Genomic DNA, 17,158 nt, shown 5'->3' on the forward strand with positions numbered 1-17,158 from the left:
CAACGGAGATCCACTTGTCAGAGCACCATGCCCCAGACAGTACCGACGAAACGAGCGGTGCGGTTCCCGGTTCCGGGTTCCGGCCGTCCGCCGTTGCCGCGGTGCCGCTGGGAATCATCGGCGAGTCCGTCGGCGTTGTCGTTCCCGGGGCGTCCAGCGCCATTCCGGTCACCGGGATCTCCCTGAACTCCAGGTCCGTGCAGCCGGGCGACCTCTACGTCGCCCTCCCCGGCGCCACCCGGCACGGGGCGGACTTCGTGTCGCAGGCCGTTACGGCAGGCGCTGTTGCCGTTGTCACGGACGACGACGGCGCCAGGCTCCTTGCGCTGTCCGCGGACACTCCCGTGCCGGTCCTCGTCGTTGACAAGCCCCGTAGCGCAGTGGGCGGGCTCGCTGCGCTGATCTACCAGAGCCGGCCCGATGGCGGCGCTGTGCCCTCGCTGTTCGGCGTCACCGGCACCAACGGCAAGACCACCACCACCTATTTCATCAACTCCCTGCTGCAGGCCCTGGGCCGCAAGACCGGACTGATCGGCACCATCGAGATCCTGGCCGGCGGTGAGCCCATTCCCAGCCTGCTGACGACGCCGGAGTCCACCGACATCCACGCACTGCTGGCCCTGATGCGGGAACGCGGCCTGGACGCCGCCTCCATGGAGGTTTCCTCGCACGCTGTGTCGTTCCACCGCGTGGACGGTGTGCAGTTCGACGTCGCCGGGTTCACCAACCTGACCCAGGACCACCTGGACCTGCACGGCACCATGGACGAATATTTCCAGACCAAAGCAGAGCTCTTTACACGCCCCCGCGCCAAGCAGGCGGTCATCACCGTGGACGACGACTGGGGCCGCCGCCTTGCCGCCGGTGCCGCCATTCCGGTCACCACCCTGTCGACAGTCCCGGGCATTGATCCCGCAGCATCCGGCGCGGACTGGGCCGTCACGGACACCGCGCCCCGGGGCCTGGGTACGGCGTTCCGGCTCCGGCACCGTGACGGCACGGAACTCCGCGTTCACACGGGGCTTCCGGGCAGCTTCAATGTTTCCAACGCCGCCCTCGCAACCGTCATGGTGCTGGCCAGCGGAGTCGACGCCGAAACGCTGCAGTCAGCGCTCGACTCGGCCGACCCGTTCACCGTGGCCGTCCCCGGGCGCATGCAGCTCGTCTGCACCGCCCCGGCCGCCGTCGTCGACTTTGCCCACAACCCCGACGCCCTGCAACGGGCACTGGAAGCAGTGCGCTCACCCGAGCCCGGCTCGAAGGTGATTGTGGTCTTCGGAGCCACCGGCCAGCGCGACCAGGGCAAACGGCCGGCGATGGGCGCCATCGCCGCCCGGCTGGCGGATGTGGTGATCATCAGCGATGACGACCCCCACGACGAGGACGCCGCTGCGATCCGCGCGGACGTCCTGGCGGGCGCGCAGGAGGCCAAGGAAACCGCCGGCCTTGGCTGCACCATCCTGGAGTCGTTCCCGCGGGACACGGCGATCAGGCAGGCTGTAGAGATGGCGCAGGCCAAGGACACGATCCTCGTGGCCGGCCGCGGCCATGAAGTATGGCAGGAAGTCAAAGGCGTCAATCTGTCGCTCGACGACAGGGTGGAGCTCCGCGAGGCCTTGACAGCCCGTGGATTCACCGTTCTGAATGACGAGCGGATAGAGTCCTAGACCGAGATGATTGCATTTACTGCGGCGGAAATTGCCGAAATTACAGACGGCCGCCTTGCCGCCGAACCGACCATCACGCCCACGGCAGTGGTCACGGATTCCCGGGAAGCCACGGAGGGGTCCCTCTACGTGGCGAAGCCCGGGGAGACTGCTGACGGCCACGACTTCATCGGCGCAGCCTTCCAACGCGGCGCTGTCCTTGCCCTGGTGGAACGGGACGCTGCCGATCACTCCGGCACTCCCTACCCCTCCATCGTGGTGGAAGACGCGGTCCTCGCCATGGGCGCCCTGGCCGCTGAATCCGTGCGCCGGATCCGGGCCCGCCGCGAGGCCGAAGGCTCGGAATTCACGGTGATCGGCATCACCGGTTCGGCCGGAAAAACCACCACCAAGGACCTCCTCGCCGGAATCCTTTCGGCCGAAGGCAACACTGTCTCCCCCCAGGGTTCCTACAACGGCGAAGTGGGAGTTCCGCTGACCGTATTCAAGGCCGGATTCGACACCCGTTACCTTGTGATCGAGATGGGTGCCACCGGGGTGGGCCACATCCGCTACCTCGCAGAGATGGTCCGGCCCGAGATCGGGGTGGTCCTCGGCATCGGTACCGCCCATGCCGGGGAGTTTGGCGGCGTCGACAACATCGCCGTTGCCAAGGGCGAACTTGTAGAAGCCCTCCCGGACAGCGGGACCGCCGTGCTCAACCTCGACGACGGGCGCGTCGCCGCCATGACAAGCCGGACGAAGGCGAACGTCCTGGGATTCTCCGCGCAGGCCGCAGATGACGTCCCGGCCGCCGGACTGCGCGCCGTCCACGTGGAGACGAATGCGGCAGGAAATCCCGAGTTCGAACTCAACTTCCCCGGCGACGCCGCGGGGCACCCGGTCCGCAGCCGGCTGATCGGTGCGCACCATGTCACCAACCTCCTGGCAGCAGCCGGTGCAGCCTATGCCGCAGGCATCCCGGCAGAACGGATCACCGCATCGCTCAGCGCACAGACCGCCGCCAGCCGGTGGCGGATGGAACGCACAGAGCGGCCTGACGGCGTCACCATCATCAACGATGCCTACAACGCCAACCCTGAATCGATGCGCGCCGCGCTGCGGACGCTGGCGGACCTGGGCCGCGGACGCCGCACCTGGGCCGTGCTGGGCGCCATGCTGGAACTGGGCGACGAGTCCATCCGGGAGCACATGGCAGTGGGCACCCAAGTGGTGCGGCTCAACATTTCCCGCCTGGTGGTTGTTGGCCGCGAGGCGCGTTCGCTCTACGTTTCCGCCGTCAACGAAGGCTCATGGGGGGACGAATGCGTCTTCGCGGAGTCCGTGGACGAAGCCTACGATCTGCTTCAACGGGAACTGGAACCCGGCGATCTGGTCCTCTTCAAGTCCTCCAACAGCGTAGGACTGAGGCATCTGGGGGATCGGATAGCATTACCCCCACAAGTCCGAGCAACCGCCAATGAAGGGAGCGAGTCGCTGTGATTGCACTACTCATCGGCGCCGGGCTGGCCCTGCTGTTTGCATTGGTGGGAACTCCGCTGTTCATCCGTCTGCTGGTACGGAAGAGCTACGGCCAGTTCATCCGCGACGACGGACCCACCTCCCATCACACGAAACGCGGCACGCCCACCATGGGCGGCACCGTGGTGGTCTTCGCGGTCCTGCTGAGCTACGCGCTGACCCACCTCATCATGTGGATGCTGAATCCGCGGTCAGCCGGACCGTCGGCCTCCGCGCTCCTGCTGCTGTTCCTGATGGTGGGAATGGGCCTCGTGGGCTTCCTGGACGACTTCATCAAGATTTCCAAGCAACGCAGCCTTGGCCTGAACGCCAAAGCCAAACTGGTGCTGCAGGGCGCCGTCGGCATCATTTTCGCCGTCCTGGCATTGAACTTTCCCAATGCGGACGGAGTCACTCCCGCATCCACCCAGATCTCCCTGGTGCGGGACATCCCGTGGCTGAACCTTGCCTTCGGCGGCACCGTCCTGGGCGCTATCCTGTTTGTCCTGTGGTCCAACCTGATCGTCACTGCGGCCACCAACGGGGTGAACCTCACCGACGGTCTGGACGGACTGGCAGCCGGGGCATCGGTCATGGTGTTCGGCGCGTACACGCTGATGGGAATCTGGCAGAGCAACCAGGCCTGCGGCTCGCCGCGGCAGGCAGGCGGCGGCTGCTATTCCGTCCGCGACCCGCTGGACCTGGCACTGCTTGCAGCAATCCTCAGCGCCGCCCTGGTGGGCTTCCTGTGGTGGAACACGTCTCCGGCGAAGATCTTCATGGGCGACACCGGCTCGCTGGCCATCGGCGGCGCCGTCGCCGGGTTCGCCATCCTGTCCCGGACCGAACTGCTGCTCGCCTTCATCGGCGGACTGTTCGTCCTGATCACGCTTTCGGTGATCATCCAGGTGGGCTACTTCAAGATCACCAAGGGCAAGCGCTTCTTCAAAATGGCTCCGCTGCAGCACCACTTTGAACTCAAGGGCTGGGCGGAAGTCACCGTGGTGGTTCGGTTCTGGATCCTCGGCGGACTCTTCGTCGCCGCAGGCCTTGGCATCTTCTACGCAGAATGGGTGGTCCTGCTGTGAGCAGTCCAATACCTTCGCCGCTGGCAACGTCCCCCCGGCTCGAGAACCTGGTGAGCTGGGACTCCGACTGGACCGGTCTCCGTGTGGTCGTGACGGGCATCGGCGTGTCCGGCTTCGCTGCCGCGGACACCCTGATCGAACTCGGTGCCCGCGTGGTGGTGGTGGACGCGGCCACGAGCCCGAAGGCCCGCGCCCAGGCGGACACGCTGAAGATCGTCGGCGCCGTGGATGTGCTCCTCGGCGAAGACGCCGTGCACACCATGCCGAAGATCGACGGCCAGAAGCCGGACCTGATCGTGACCTCGCCGGGTTGGCGGCCGGACCAGGCCCTCCTCGCGCTGGCTGCCCGGACCCACATCCCGGTCTGGGGCGATGTGGAACTCGCCTGGCGGGTGCGTGAGCGGAAGGGCCGCAAGACCGCGGACTGGCTGACCATCACCGGAACAAACGGGAAGACCACCACCGTCGGCCTGACCGAATCGATGCTGCAGGCCGCCGGGCTCAAGGCCATCGCCGTCGGGAACGTGGGCACGCCCATCCTCGACGCACTGCGCGACCCGGTGGAGTACGACGTCCTGGCAGTCGAGCTGTCGAGTTTCCAGCTGCACTGGAGCCACTCCGTTTCTCCGGTGGCAAGTGTCTGCCTCAACGTCGCCGAAGACCACGTGGACTGGCACGGATCCTACGCCTCGTACCTGGCCGACAAGGCCAAGGTCTATGGGCAGACGCAGAAGGCCTGCATCTACAACGCCGAGCAGATCGAAACCGAACGCATGGTGGAGGATGCCGACGTCGTGGAAGGCTGCCGCGCCGTTGGATTCACCACGCTGACGCCGGCCATCAGCATGCTCGGCGTGGTCGAGGGCCTCCTGGTGGACCGCGCCTTCATCGCCGAGCGCAAGGACAGCGCCGCTGAGCTGGCCGCCATGGCGGACCTCGGTCCGGTGGCCCCGCGCCACATGGTGGCCAACGCCCTGGCAGCAGCCGCGCTGGTCCGGGCGTACGGCGTGGAACCACAGGCCGTCCGGCAGGGACTGAAGGCCTACATTCCGGGAGAGCACCGGATCCAGCTCGTTGCCCGCCACAATGATGTGCTGTGGATCAACGACTCGAAAGCAACCAACCCGCACGCCGCGGCGGCGTCCCTGTCGGCGTTCAGCAACGTCATCTGGATTGCCGGCGGCCTCTCCAAGGGTGTGAGCTACGACGATCTGGTCAAGGAACAGGCATCCCGCTTGAAGGCCGTTGTCCTGATCGGAGCTGACACGGCACCGCTCTCGGACGCCCTTAAGCGACACGCACCGGATGTCCCCGTGATCGGGCGCAGCAAGGGCGACACTGACAATGTGCAGTCTGCCGAAACGGACGACGCCGGCACGGTGCCCTCGCCGATCTACGGGGAAACTGTGATGGCCCAGGCCGTAGCCGCGGCAGCGCAGCTGGCCTCTCCGGGGGACACTGTGCTGATGGCCCCGGCGGCTGCTTCCATGGATCAGTTCTCTTCCTACGCTCACCGTGGCGATGCCTTCATTGAAGCTGTCCGCGGGCTCGTGGAAGGGCAGGCTCAGACCGGCGAGGAGTAACAATGGTCAGCACGCCCACCCGTGCCCCGGCTGCCAAGCAGCGGGGTGCCACCCGGCTCCCGCCGGCTTCGCGGACAGGCAAGGCCGCCGGAACCCGGCCGACGTCGGCCCAGGCTACGCAAGGCGGGACTGCCCGGTCAGGCCATGTGCCTCCGCTGGCCAGGCTCCGCGGCGGCTACCGAAGCTTCTGGGCGAAGCTGGAAGGAACCGGAAAGTCACGCAACGGTTCCACCTACTACCTCATCCTGGGTTCCACCCTCGCGCTTACGGCCATCGGCATCATGATGGTTCTATCCGCCTCCAGCGTCGAGGCCATTGCCGCCGGAGAGTCGCCGTACACGGCAGCCCTCAAACAGGGCATGTTCGCCGCCATCGGGGTGTTCCTGATGTTTGTGCTCTCGCGGGTTAACGTCGTCTGGCTTAAGCGCCTCGCCTGGCCGGGGATCGCCGGCGCCTATGTGCTCCTGGTCCTGGTGCTGCTCATCGGTACCAGCACCAACGGCAACCAGAACTGGATTGAATTCGGCGGCATCACCTTCCAGCCGTCAGAAGCGTCCAAACTGGCCCTTGCACTGTGGATGGCCACGGTGCTGGCCGTCAAGGCCAAACTGCTCCACCGCTGGCAGCATGTGGTGGTCCCGGTCCTTCCCATTGCCGCTGGCATCATCGGCCTCGTCCTGGCCGGAAATGACCTCGGCACCGGCATGATCATCATGATGATCATGGCCGCAGCCCTATTCTTCGCTGGCGTCCCGATCTACATGTTCGGCATTGCAGCTCTGATTGCCGTGGCCGGTGCCGGGTTCATGGCTGTCACGAGCTCCAACCGGATGTGCCGGATTACCTCGTGGTGGACCGGAAATTCCTGCGGCGAAGGCATCGACGCCAACTATCAGTCAACCAACGGCCTGTACGGACTGGCCTCCGGGGGCTGGCTCGGGGTCGGCCTGGGGCAGAGCCGGCAGAAGTACAGCTGGATCCCGGAAGCCCATAACGACTTCATCTTCGCGATCATCGGCGAGGAACTCGGGCTGGTGGGCACCGTCGTCGTACTCATCCTCTTTGCCATCCTCGGTGCCGCAATCTACCGCGTCGTGGTGGCGCAGGAGGACCTGTTCCACCGGGTGCTGGCCGGAACCATCATGGTGTGGCTCCTGGGCCAGGCCACGGTCAACATGTCCGTGGTCACCGGGCTCGTTCCCGTCATCGGCGTCCCGCTGCCGTTCATTTCCTATGGCGGTTCGGCGCTGCTGATGTCGCTGTGTGCCGTCGGCGTAGTGTTGTCGTTGGCCCGGGAACAGATGGCGCCCAGCGTCCAGCCCAAACGGCTGCTCAAGTTCCGCACCGAGGGCGCGCGCCCACACACCTCACGAAAGCGTAAATAGCACTTAATGAATGCCGAGTCTTTGTCAGTAGTCCTTGCCGGCGGCGGAACAGCGGGCCACATCAGTCCGCTGCTGGCCATTGCGGCCGCGTTGCGTGACGCGCGTCCGGACGTGCGACTCCTGGCCGTGGGAACGCCCAGCGGGATGGAAACCAGGCTGGTCCCTGCAGCCGGCCTCGAGCTGGCCACCATCGACCGCGTGCCCTTCCCGCGCAGGCCCTCGCTGGACCTGCTGCGGCTCCCCGGACGGCTGGCGGGCGCGGTCAAACAGGCCGGAAAAATCCTCGACGACGCCCATGCGGACGTTTTGGTCGGCGTTGGCGGCTACGTCTGCACACCGCTCTACCTCGCGGCCCGGCGCCGCCGGATTCCCGTCGTCATCCATGAAGCCAACACGCGGGCCGGCCTGGCCAACAAGGTGGGCGCCCGGTTCAGCCATCACGTCGGCGTAGCCTTCGCCGGCACGAAACTCCGCGGGGCGCGCCACGTCGGCATGCCGATGCGCAAGGAAGTATCCGGGCTGGACCGTGCCGGCTCCCGGCAGGCCGCACGTGACCTGCTGGGGCTCGACCAAGACAAGCCGGCGCTCATCGTCACAGGCGGCTCCTCCGGTGCGCAGAGCATCAACCGGACCATCGCAGCGTCCGTGGAAGCACTGGCCAAGGCCGGCATCCAGACACTGCACATCACCGGCAAGGGCAAGGCGGTCCTTGACGGCGACGGCAAGCCCCTCGCCGCGGACGGCTACCGGCAAGTGGAGTACGTCGACGGCATGGAGAACATCTACGCGGCCGCCGACCTGCTGGTGGGGCGCGCAGGAGCAGCCACCGTCTGCGAAACCGCGGCCGTAGGTGTCCCGGCGGTGTTCGTCCCGCTCCCGATCGGCAACGGCGAGCAGGCCCTCAACGCCGCCGGGCCGGTAGCGGCGGGAGGGGCGCTGGTGATCGACGACGAATCATTCACCCCCGCATGGGTCAGCAGTGAAATCATCCCCTTGCTGTCGGATCCCGCCCGCCTGGCGAGGATGGCAGCCAGCGCCGAAGCCCTCGGCATCCGAAACGCAGACCAGCGCATGGCTGGCCTTGTCCTGGAAGCGGTAAGCAAATGACCACGCCCACAGCAGCAACGGGCACGCAGAGCCTTGAATCCCTGGGCCGCGTGCACTTCATCGGCGTGGGCGGCGTGGGCATGTCCGCCGTGGCCCGGATCATGGTGGCCCGCGGCGTCCCCGTGACCGGCTCCGACGCCAAGGACCTGCCCGTCATGGCGGACCTCGCCGCCGCCGGCGCGGGCATCCATGTGGGGTATGCCGCGGGCAACCTGGGTGCGGCGCAGTCCGTGGTGGCGGGCTCCGCCATCCGCGCGGACAATCCGGAACTCCTGGCCGCGCGTGACGCCGGGCTGCCTGTGCTGCACCGGTCCGAGGCACTGGCGGCGACCATGGCAGGCGACCGCGTGGTCACGGTGGCCGGAACACACGGGAAGTCAACCACGACGTCGATGATCACCGTGCTGCTGCAGGGCGCCGGCCTGGACCCCACGTTTGCAATCGGCGCCAACGTCCCGGCACTGGGGGTCAACGCGGCCAGCGGCACGTCGGACATCTTCGTTGCCGAGGCCGACGAATCCGACGGATCGTTCCTCAACTACCGTCCGCACATTGCCGTTGTCACCAACGTGGAACCGGACCACCTCGACTACTACGGCACCGCCGAGGCCGTCTACGAGTCGTTTGACCGCTTCACCGAACTGCTCCCGCCCGACGGCGTCCTGGTGGCCTGCGCCGATGACCCCGGCGCACGCGCACTGGCGGAGCGGACAACGGAACGGGGCAACACCCGGGTGGTCACCTACGGCACTGCCGAAGATTCGCAGCTGAGGCTGCACGACGGCGGACCGGGCGACGTGTGGGTATCCACCCCCGCGGGAAAGTTTGCGCTGGAGCTCCAGGTTCCCGGCCGCCACAACGCCCTCAATGCTGCCGCGGCATTCGCCGTGGCACTCGAGCTGGGCGTCGACCCCGGCCCCGCCTCCGGTGCCCTGGCCCATTTCTCCGGAGCCTCGCGGCGCTTTGAATTCAAAGGCGAGGGACGGGGTGTCCGGGTCTACGATGACTACGCCCACCACCCCACGGAAGTCCGGGCGGCACTGGCTGCGGCACGATCCGTCGCCGGGAACCACAAGGTTCATGTACTCTTCCAGCCGCACCTGTTCTCCCGCACACGCGAGTTTGCTGCCGAGTTTGCCGAGGCGCTCAACGCTGCAGACACCGCTCTGGTGCTGGACATCTATCCTGCCCGCGAGGATCCCATTCCCGGGGTCAGCAGCCAGCTGATCGGTGACCGCCTCTCCGGGGGCGGCCGGCTCGTAGCTGCCGACGAGGCAGTCCGCGCCGTCGTGGCCAACGCTGCGCCCGGGGACATTGTGCTCACCGCCGGTGCCGGCGACGTCACCGCCTACGGCCCGCTGATCGTGGAGGCACTAGCGGCAGAGGCGCCGGATGCCTAGCACGCGCCGGCCCACGTACAAGACGGGGGCACCCGCGGGCAAAGGCAAGGCCGAACCGGGAAACGGCCGCGCGGACGTGATTTCCGCGTCCAAGCCCGCGCCCGCGGCGGAAGGCGCATCAACTCCCGACCGCGCCACGGACAATGTGCTGTCGTTCCCGGAGCCCAAGGGCAGGCGGATCCGGCGGAACATCATCCTGGCGGTGTGCATCGTCGCTGCACTGGTGGCCGGCCTGCTGGCGGCCGCCGTCTATTCGCCGGTGTTCGCCGTGCAGACGGTGTCCGTGGACGGAACCAAAATGCTCACGCCGCAGCAGGTCCAGGACGCCCTCGGGCCGCTGCGCGGCAAGCCGCTGCCGCAGGTTCATGACGACGAAGTGAAGCAGTTGCTGCAACCGCTCGTGCAGGTCAGGGACGTGACCACGGAAGCGCGGCCGCCGTCGGTCTTGGTGGTCCACATCCATGAACGCACCCCCGTGGCCCTGGTGAAACAGGGGGAGGTGTTCCAGCTTGTTGATGTTGACGGCGTGCAGCTCGGCACCACCCAGGATCCGGACAGCATCCTGCTGCCGGTGATCGACGGCGGGGCAGGGGTGATCGGCAAGGATCTTTTCAAGGCCATCACCGCGGTGCTGGCCGCGCTGCCTGCCGACGTCCTCGCCAGGCTGTCCGATGCGTCGGCGAAATCCGTTGACGCCGTCGAACTCAAACTTGTGGACGGACAGACCATTGTCTGGGGCAACGCGGGGGAGAAGGAGCTCAAAGCCAAGGTGCTCGAAGCCCTGCTGAAGGCGCCGGCCAACCCCAAGAATCCCGTCCAGGTCTACGATGTCAGCGTGCCGCGGCATCCCGTGACACGATAGTGGACGGCCTCCCCGCGCAAGCAGCGGGACAGGCATTCACCTGCGCTCTGAGACCGGCGGGCCGGCAGCCGTCATCCACGGCGATTTCCGCTCTATTTAGCGGGTATTCCAACGACACGCGGATCAGGTCATTGAATGTCTCAGGCATAGGAAATAGCGTCACAGCATGAGTTACTTGACATAACTATAACCTTCAAGTCGAAGGTTAAGGTTGGAACTTTCAAGCACGACTCCATCAGTTTTCGCAATAGGACACGAACAAGGGACACGTAACGTGGCAGCTCCGCAGAATTACTTGGCCGTCATCAAGGTCGTCGGCATCGGCGGCGGTGGCGTGAACGCAGTCAACCGCATGATCGAAGTCGGTCTCCGCGGTGTCGAATTCATCGCAATCAACACCGATGCCCAGGCTCTGCTCATGAGCGACGCCGACGTCAAACTTGACGTCGGCCGCGAGCTGACGCGTGGTCTCGGAGCCGGTGCAAACCCGGAGGTCGGCAAGCAGGCGGCCGAGGACCACGCCGACGAGATCGAAGAGGTCATCCGCGGCGCGGACATGGTCTTCGTGACCGCCGGCGAAGGTGGCGGCACGGGTACCGGCGGCGCACCCGTCGTGGCCCGCATTGCCCGTTCGCTCGGCGCGCTCACCATCGGCGTTGTCACCCGCCCGTTCACCTTCGAGGGCCGCCGTCGTGCAGGTTCCGCCGAGGCGGGCATCGACGCCCTCCGCGACGAAGTCGACACCCTGATCGTCATCCCCAACGACCGGCTCCTGTCCATCAGCGACCGCAATGTCTCGGTCCTGGACGCCTTCCGCTCCGCCGACCAGGTCCTGTTGTCCGGTGTCCAGGGCATCACCGACCTGATCACCACCCCGGGCCTGATCAACCTCGACTTCGCAGACGTCAAGTCCGTGATGCAGGGCGCGGGTTCCGCGCTGATGGGCATCGGCTCGGCACGTGGAGAGGACCGTGCCGTCAAGGCCGCGGAACTCGCCATCGCTTCACCCCTGCTGGAGGCTTCGATCGACGGCGCCCACGGTGTCCTGCTGTCCATCCAGGGCGGCTCCGACCTCGGACTCTTCGAAATCAACGAAGCTGCCCGCCTGGTCCAGGAAGTGGCGCACCCCGAAGCCAACATCATCTTCGGTGCCGTCATCGACGACGCACTCGGTGACGAGGCCCGCGTTACGGTCATCGCGGCCGGCTTCGACGACGTCAAAGCCACCTCGCCGTCCATGGACCAGTCGCAGCCGCAGGCTGCCCCGCAGCGCCCTGCTGCGCCCGCCTCTGCTCCTGCCCCCTCGCAGGCGCCGTCGCAGCACGTTCAGCCCGTACACGCCGGCATCGGAGCTTCGGGTCTCAGCAACTGGGGTCAGCAGCGTCCCTCTGCCGTCCCCGCCGACTCAGGCTTCGACGTCGACCTTCCCTCGGTAGTGGAGCCGGACCTTTCCGGCAGCCGCTCGGACGACCTGGATGTCCCGGACTTCCTGAAGTAGGCACTTCCGGAAGCAGGCATTGGCAGGACGTTTTATCAGCTCGTCAGTTAGCGGTGTTTTGATTGTTTTGGTGGCGAACCGAAGTCCGGCCCGGCGTCTGGGTGGCATTCACTGACGCCGGGGCCGGAAACCTCGCCCTCCACGTGGGGGACGATCCGGCTGAAGTGCGCCGCCGGCGTGAACTCGTTGAGGCCGAAGCAGGCCTGGCGGCGGGCGGCTTCCAGTACATGAACCAGGTGCACGGCAATACCGTCGCCTTTATCGGCGGCGACGACGGCGACGGCGAGGCGGCCTGCCCGGCCGCGCCGACCGCTGATGCGATGGTGTCTTCCGGTCGTCCGCTTGCCGTCATGGTGGCGGACTGCGTCCCGGTCGTCCTTGCCGGGACAACATCGGGGGGACAGCCGGTCCTGGCAGTTGCCCATGCGGGCCGTCCGGGTGTTGCCAGCGGTGTCCTGCCGGCAACGGTGGAGCGAATGCGCGCCGAGGGGGCCGAAGACATCCGGGCCTGGATCGGCCCGTCAATCTGCGGATCCTGCTACGAAGTGCCGGAAGGCATGCGGGACGACGTCGCCGCGGCCGTTCCTGCCACCTGGACCACAACTTCCTGGGGCACCCCCGGCCTGGACCTGCCGGCCGGGGCGCGCAGCCAGCTGGAAGCCTGCGGGGTCGCCGTGGAGTACTCCGGACCCTGCACCCTCGAAAACGACAATCTGTTCTCCTACCGCGGGAACCCGGCCACGGGCCGGTTCGCCGGATTGGTGTGGACCGGTGAGTGAACCCCGGGAGGTAACAGCCGCCGACGACCCCCGCCTGCTCCAGATCCAGGGCCGCCTGGCCGCGGTCCGGGGGAGGATTGCCGCCGCCGCGGAAGCCGCCGGCCGGCAGGACAACCCGCCGAAGCTGATCGTCGTGACCAAATTCCACCCTGCCGACGACGTCCGCAGGCTGGCTGCCCTGGGAGTCACCGACGTCGGTGAGAACAGGGACCAGGAAGCGTCAGAGAAAGCCTCAGCCCTCGGCGAACTCGGACTGCGCTGGCATTTTGTGGGGCAGCTGCAGAGCAACAAGGCCAAGTCGGTGGTCCGGTATGCCCATGCGATCCATTCCGTGGACCGGCCGCAGCTGGCAGCCGCCCTTGCCCGGTCCGTGGCCGCCGAGCAGGAGCGGACCGGCCGGGGTCCGCTCGAGTGCTTCATCCAGGTCAGCCTCGACGAAGACGCCGGAAGCGACCGGGGCGGCGCCAGCCGCTTGGAGGTGCCGGGCCTGGCCGACCAGTTGGCGGGGTCGCCGGGGATTGTACTGGCAGGCCTGATGGCAGTGGCTCCGCTGGGTTCGGATCCGGAGTCGGCGTTCGCCAAACTGGCCGAAATTTCGGCGCATCTGCTCAGGGACCACCCCGCGGCTTCGGGGATTTCCGCGGGCATGAGCCAGGATCTGGAATCCGCCGTCAGGGCGGGTGCGACACACCTGAGAATAGGCTCCGATATATTGGGTTCGCGTCCTGCGTTGCGGTAGCGTCAAAGTATTGGAAGAGAATGGCGGGGATTCCAATACTGTCAAGTCAACTCAGCGGCCCGCTTACGGACACGATTAGGAGTCGACCATGGCTGGCGCTCTGCGCAAGACAATGATCTATCTTGGGCTCGCCGATGGCGATGAACACTACGAGTCTGAGCACCACACACCGCACAAAGACGAGGACGATTCAATGGAGCATGACCGCGAGGAACGCCGGGCGCCGGCGCCCGTCCGCGAGGTCGCCCGCGAAACGCCGACTCCACACGCCGCCGAAGAGGAATATCGCGCACCTGTGACACCTATCAAGCGCGCGGCCTCGAGCCGCGAAGAGACCACCGGACTCCGCCAGATCACCACGATCCACCCGCGGTCCTACAACGATGCCAAGCTGATCGGCGAAAGCTTCCGTGACGGCATCCCCGTGATCATGAACGTCACGGACATGGGCGAAGCCGATGCCAAGCGCCTGGTCGACTTCTCCGCCGGCCTGGTGTTCGGCCTCCGCGGCAGCATCGAACGGGTCACGAACAAGGTGTTCCTGCTCTCGCCGTCGTACATCGAGGTCATCGGCGATGACAAAAAGGTCAGCGAGACCCAGGCCAGCTTCTTCAACCAGAGCTAGCTCCGGAGCCGAACGGATGCCAGGCAGGACACCTGTCTGGCATCCGTGCTGAAATAGATAAGAATGGCAACAGGAGACTGCGGGATCCGGAATGAACATGGAGATATGAGTTAACTCATGGGAATTGTTTTCGGACTTATCTATATCGCTTTATTATTCGTTTTTGTGGCATTAATCATCCGGCTGGTCTACGACTGGGTGCAGATGTTTGCCCGTGAGTGGCGGCCCCGGGGTGTGGCACTGGTGGCGGCCCACACTGTCTATTCCGTCACAGATCCGCCGCTGAAGGTGCTGAGGCGCCTCATTCCACCCTTGCGCCTGGGCGGGATTTCGCTGGATCTCGGATTTTTGCTGTTCTTCATAGCCATCAGCGTGGCTATGGCAATCGTGAGGAATCTCGCGTAATTTTCATTACAGCTTGCGGCGCAGTAGCAGGACGGGAAACCGCCATCCACGGCATCGCGTAGAATCTCCGGTTTGACACCTCAGTGTTGAATTAGAGGAACCAGACCATATTTAGGTACCGTAGTTTTGACGGCCGGAAGGCCTACTGACTAACTAGACCAACGAGGTGACCAGATGGCTTTGACGCCAGAAGACGTTGTCAACAAGCGCTTTCAGCCGACCAAGTTCCGCGAAGGCTACGACCAGGACGAAGTTGACGACTTCCTGGACGAAATCGTCGTCGAACTGCGCCGCCTGAACCAAGAGAACGACGAGCTTCGCAAGAAGCTTGCCGAGAGCGGCTCAGGCACGCCCGCCAGCTCCGCAGTAGCGGCGCCGGTGGTGGAGAAGGTCCCCGCCCCGGTCAAGGCCGAAAAGGACGAAGCCCGGGCCAGGGCGGAAGCCGAAGCCAAGGCCGCCGCCGAAGCCAAGAAGAAGGCGCCCGAGCCGGCAGCGGCCCTTGCCCCGGTTGCCGCTCCGGCCCCTTCCGCGGTCAACCCGACCGCGGAGTCCGCCGCCGGCCTCCTGGCCATGGCGCAGCAGATGCACGACAAGCACGTCGCCGACGGTCAGCAGCAGAAGGACAAGATCATCGCCGAAGCGCAGATCGAAGCCAGCAGCCTGGTCAACGACGCGCAGGAGAAGTCCCGCAAGATCCTCGGCGCCCTGGAACAGCAGCGGTCCGTCCTGGAGCGCAAGGTGGAACAGCTGCGCGGCTTCGAGCGCGACTACCGTTCACGCCTGAAGGCATACATCGAAGGTCAGCTCCGCGACCTGGATGCCCGCGGTTCCGTGGCTGCGCCCGAGGTTGGCGACGGCAGCCCCGCCGTTTAGCAAGTATTCTGAAAGCCGGTGGCTGAGGACTCCTCGGCCGCCGGCTTTTGCCATTAACCGCTACCGGCGCTGCCGGCAGCGGGCACCAGCAGTTTCCCTCCAGTCCCGGGACTGGCTCCTGAATGAAAGCTTTATGACTGACGAAACAGCACCTGCCGCAGCGCAGCAAGCAACGACGCAAGCCCGGCCGCGAAAGGCGGTCCTGCTGACGCTCTTCGCCGGCTTCGCTGTTTTCGCCTACGTCTTCGACCAGCTCACCAAGCTGTGGGTCACCTCCACGATGGTGGAGGGGGAGCGCATCCCGGTGCTGCCCCCGTTGCTGCACTGGTACTACATCAGGAACTCCGGGGCAGCGTTTTCCATCGGCGAGAATGTCACCTGGGTTTTCACGATCATCATGGCCGGCGTCTCCGTTGCCATTCTTTTCCAGCTTCGGAAACTTGGTTCCGCCTGGTGGTCCCTGGCGCTGGGCCTGCTACTTGGCGGTGCCCTGGGCAACCTCACGGACCGGCTGTTCCGGGAGCCGTCCTTCGCCATGGGCCACGTGGTGGACTTCATCCAGCTGCCCAATTTTGCGATCTTCAATATCGCCGATTCCGCTGTTGTCTCGGCCGTCGTGATCATCTGCCTGCTGACGCTTCGCGGTATTTCGCTGGACGGTTCACGGGTCCAGAAGCCGGCGGAGGGCACCGATGCCTGAGAAACTCACCGTTCCCGAAGAGCTGGCCGGCACCCGCGTCGATGCGGGCCTCGCCAAGCTGATGGGCATATCCCGGTCCCAGGCGGCCACCCTGATCGCCGAGGGCAACGTCAGCTCCGCAGGCAAAGCAGTGGGCAAGTCCCTGAAGCTGGCCTCCGGCACCGTGCTGGAAGTCGTTGTCCCGGAACGGCGGGACCCCCTGGAAGTCGTGGAGGAAGTTGTGGAAGGCCTGAAGGTACTGCTGGACGATGAGGACTTCGTCGTCATCGACAAGCCGGTGGGTGTGGCCGCCCACCCGTCCCCGGGCTGGGTGGGACCCACGGTGGTGGGGGGACTGGCCGGGCTCGGTTACCGGATATCGACGTCGGGAGCACCCGAGCGGGCGGGCATCGTGCACCGCCTCGACGTCGGCACGTCAGGTGCCATGGTGGTGGCCAAGTCCGAGCGCGCCTATACGGCGCTCAAACGCGCCTTCAAGGAGCGCACAGTGGACAAGGTGTACCACGCAGTGGTCCAGGGACTGCCGGATCCCCTGGCGGGCACGATCGATGCACCCATCGGCCGCCACCCCGGCCATGACTGGCGCTTTGCCGTCATCGAGGACGGCCGGGAATCCGTGACACACTACGAGGTCCTGGAGGCCTTCGGTAAGGCGTCGCTCGTGGAAGTGCACCTGGAAACCGGCCGCACCCACCAGATCCGCGTCCACTTTTCGGCCCTGCGCCACCCCTGCGCCGGTGACCTGACCTACGGAGCCGATCCGCGGCTTGCCGCAACCCTGGGACTGACCCGGCAGTGGCTCCACGCCCGGCAGCTCGGGTTCGACAGCCCCAGGACCGGAGAGCGCGTGACAGTCACCAGTGAGTACCCGCAGGATCTTGCGTATGCACTGGAAGTTCTGGCCTCCGGGGACGCCTGAGCCGGAACTGTCCCTGCCCGGCACTAGA

At 66.0% G+C, this 17,158-nt stretch carries 16 protein-coding genes; all 16 read left to right on the plus strand.

Going from position 1 to position 17,158, the window contains the following annotated elements; genetic code table 11:
• Positions 1-14 precede the first annotated feature (14 nt).
• The 16 genes from PV761_RS13535 (at position 15) to PV761_RS13610 (ending at position 17,130) form a co-directional block, all read left to right on the plus strand.
• Positions 15-1,667: a UDP-N-acetylmuramoyl-L-alanyl-D-glutamate--2,6-diaminopimelate ligase gene (locus PV761_RS13535; RefSeq protein WP_347897438.1), complete on the plus strand. Its 1,653-nt coding sequence runs from the start codon at positions 15-17 to the stop codon at positions 1,665-1,667.
• A 6-nt stretch (positions 1,668-1,673) separates the two neighbouring features.
• A complete protein-coding gene (gene murF, locus PV761_RS13540; protein WP_347897440.1) occupies positions 1,674-3,149 on the plus strand; it encodes a UDP-N-acetylmuramoyl-tripeptide--D-alanyl-D-alanine ligase in 1,476 nt (491 codons plus the stop codon).
• The gene (gene mraY / locus PV761_RS13545; protein WP_028271732.1) at positions 3,146-4,255 is read left to right on the plus strand and encodes a phospho-N-acetylmuramoyl-pentapeptide-transferase; all 1,110 of its coding nucleotides are present in this window, start codon (positions 3,146-3,148) and stop codon (positions 4,253-4,255) included. Before murF ends, mraY begins: the two co-directional genes overlap by 4 nt.
• The gene (gene murD, locus PV761_RS13550) at positions 4,237-5,838 is read left to right on the plus strand and encodes a UDP-N-acetylmuramoyl-L-alanine--D-glutamate ligase (protein WP_347897442.1); all 1,602 of its coding nucleotides are present in this window, start codon (positions 4,237-4,239) and stop codon (positions 5,836-5,838) included. Before mraY ends, murD begins: the two co-directional genes overlap by 19 nt.
• A 2-nt stretch (positions 5,839-5,840) precedes the next feature.
• Positions 5,841-7,223 carry a putative lipid II flippase FtsW gene (gene ftsW, locus PV761_RS13555; RefSeq protein WP_347897444.1) on the plus strand — a complete coding sequence of 461 codons (1,383 nt, stop codon included), beginning with the start codon at positions 5,841-5,843 and terminating at the stop codon, positions 7,221-7,223.
• A 6-nt stretch (positions 7,224-7,229) separates the two neighbouring features.
• A complete protein-coding gene (gene murG, locus PV761_RS13560) occupies positions 7,230-8,330 on the plus strand; it encodes an undecaprenyldiphospho-muramoylpentapeptide beta-N-acetylglucosaminyltransferase (RefSeq protein WP_347897446.1) in 1,101 nt (366 codons plus the stop codon).
• Entirely contained in the window at positions 8,327-9,730 is a 1,404-nt protein-coding gene (gene murC, locus PV761_RS13565) for a UDP-N-acetylmuramate--L-alanine ligase (RefSeq protein WP_347897448.1), read from the plus strand. The genes murG and murC overlap by 4 nt, the downstream gene beginning before the upstream one ends.
• Positions 9,723-10,592: an FtsQ-type POTRA domain-containing protein gene (locus PV761_RS13570; protein WP_347897450.1), complete on the plus strand. Its 870-nt coding sequence runs from the start codon at positions 9,723-9,725 to the stop codon at positions 10,590-10,592. The genes murC and PV761_RS13570 overlap by 8 nt, the downstream gene beginning before the upstream one ends.
• 274 nt (positions 10,593-10,866) lie before the next feature.
• Positions 10,867-12,090 carry a cell division protein FtsZ gene (gene ftsZ, locus PV761_RS13575; RefSeq protein ID WP_347897452.1) on the plus strand — a complete coding sequence of 408 codons (1,224 nt, stop codon included), beginning with the start codon at positions 10,867-10,869 and terminating at the stop codon, positions 12,088-12,090.
• Positions 12,091-12,152: 62 nt separating this feature from the next.
• A complete protein-coding gene (locus tag PV761_RS13580) occupies positions 12,153-12,869 on the plus strand; it encodes a polyphenol oxidase family protein (RefSeq protein WP_347897454.1) in 717 nt (238 codons plus the stop codon).
• The gene (locus tag PV761_RS13585) at positions 12,862-13,608 is read left to right on the plus strand and encodes a YggS family pyridoxal phosphate-dependent enzyme (RefSeq protein ID WP_347897456.1); all 747 of its coding nucleotides are present in this window, start codon (positions 12,862-12,864) and stop codon (positions 13,606-13,608) included. The genes PV761_RS13580 and PV761_RS13585 overlap by 8 nt, the downstream gene beginning before the upstream one ends.
• Positions 13,609-13,696: 88 nt before the next feature.
• Entirely contained in the window at positions 13,697-14,233 is a 537-nt protein-coding gene (gene sepF, locus PV761_RS13590) for a cell division protein SepF (RefSeq protein WP_028271741.1), read from the plus strand.
• 117 nt (positions 14,234-14,350) lie between these two features.
• Complete coding sequence (locus tag PV761_RS13595) at positions 14,351-14,638, plus strand: YggT family protein (RefSeq protein ID WP_347897458.1); 288 nt, start codon at positions 14,351-14,353, stop codon at positions 14,636-14,638.
• Between the two features lie 174 nt (positions 14,639-14,812).
• Positions 14,813-15,511 (plus strand): DivIVA domain-containing protein, encoded by a 699-nt coding sequence (locus tag PV761_RS13600; protein ID WP_347897460.1) that lies wholly within the window; start codon positions 14,813-14,815, stop codon positions 15,509-15,511.
• Positions 15,512-15,644: 133 nt separating this feature from the next.
• Positions 15,645-16,211: a signal peptidase II gene (lspA, locus tag PV761_RS13605; protein WP_347897462.1), complete on the plus strand. Its 567-nt coding sequence runs from the start codon at positions 15,645-15,647 to the stop codon at positions 16,209-16,211.
• Positions 16,204-17,130 carry an RluA family pseudouridine synthase gene (locus tag PV761_RS13610; RefSeq protein WP_028271745.1) on the plus strand — a complete coding sequence of 309 codons (927 nt, stop codon included), beginning with the start codon at positions 16,204-16,206 and terminating at the stop codon, positions 17,128-17,130. The genes lspA and PV761_RS13610 overlap by 8 nt, the downstream gene beginning before the upstream one ends.
• Positions 17,131-17,158: the final 28 nt, after the last annotated feature.

Origin of the sequence: Arthrobacter sp. CC3, from assembly GCF_039907775.1 — a bacterium.
Lineage (GTDB): Bacteria > Actinomycetota > Actinomycetes > Actinomycetales > Micrococcaceae > Arthrobacter.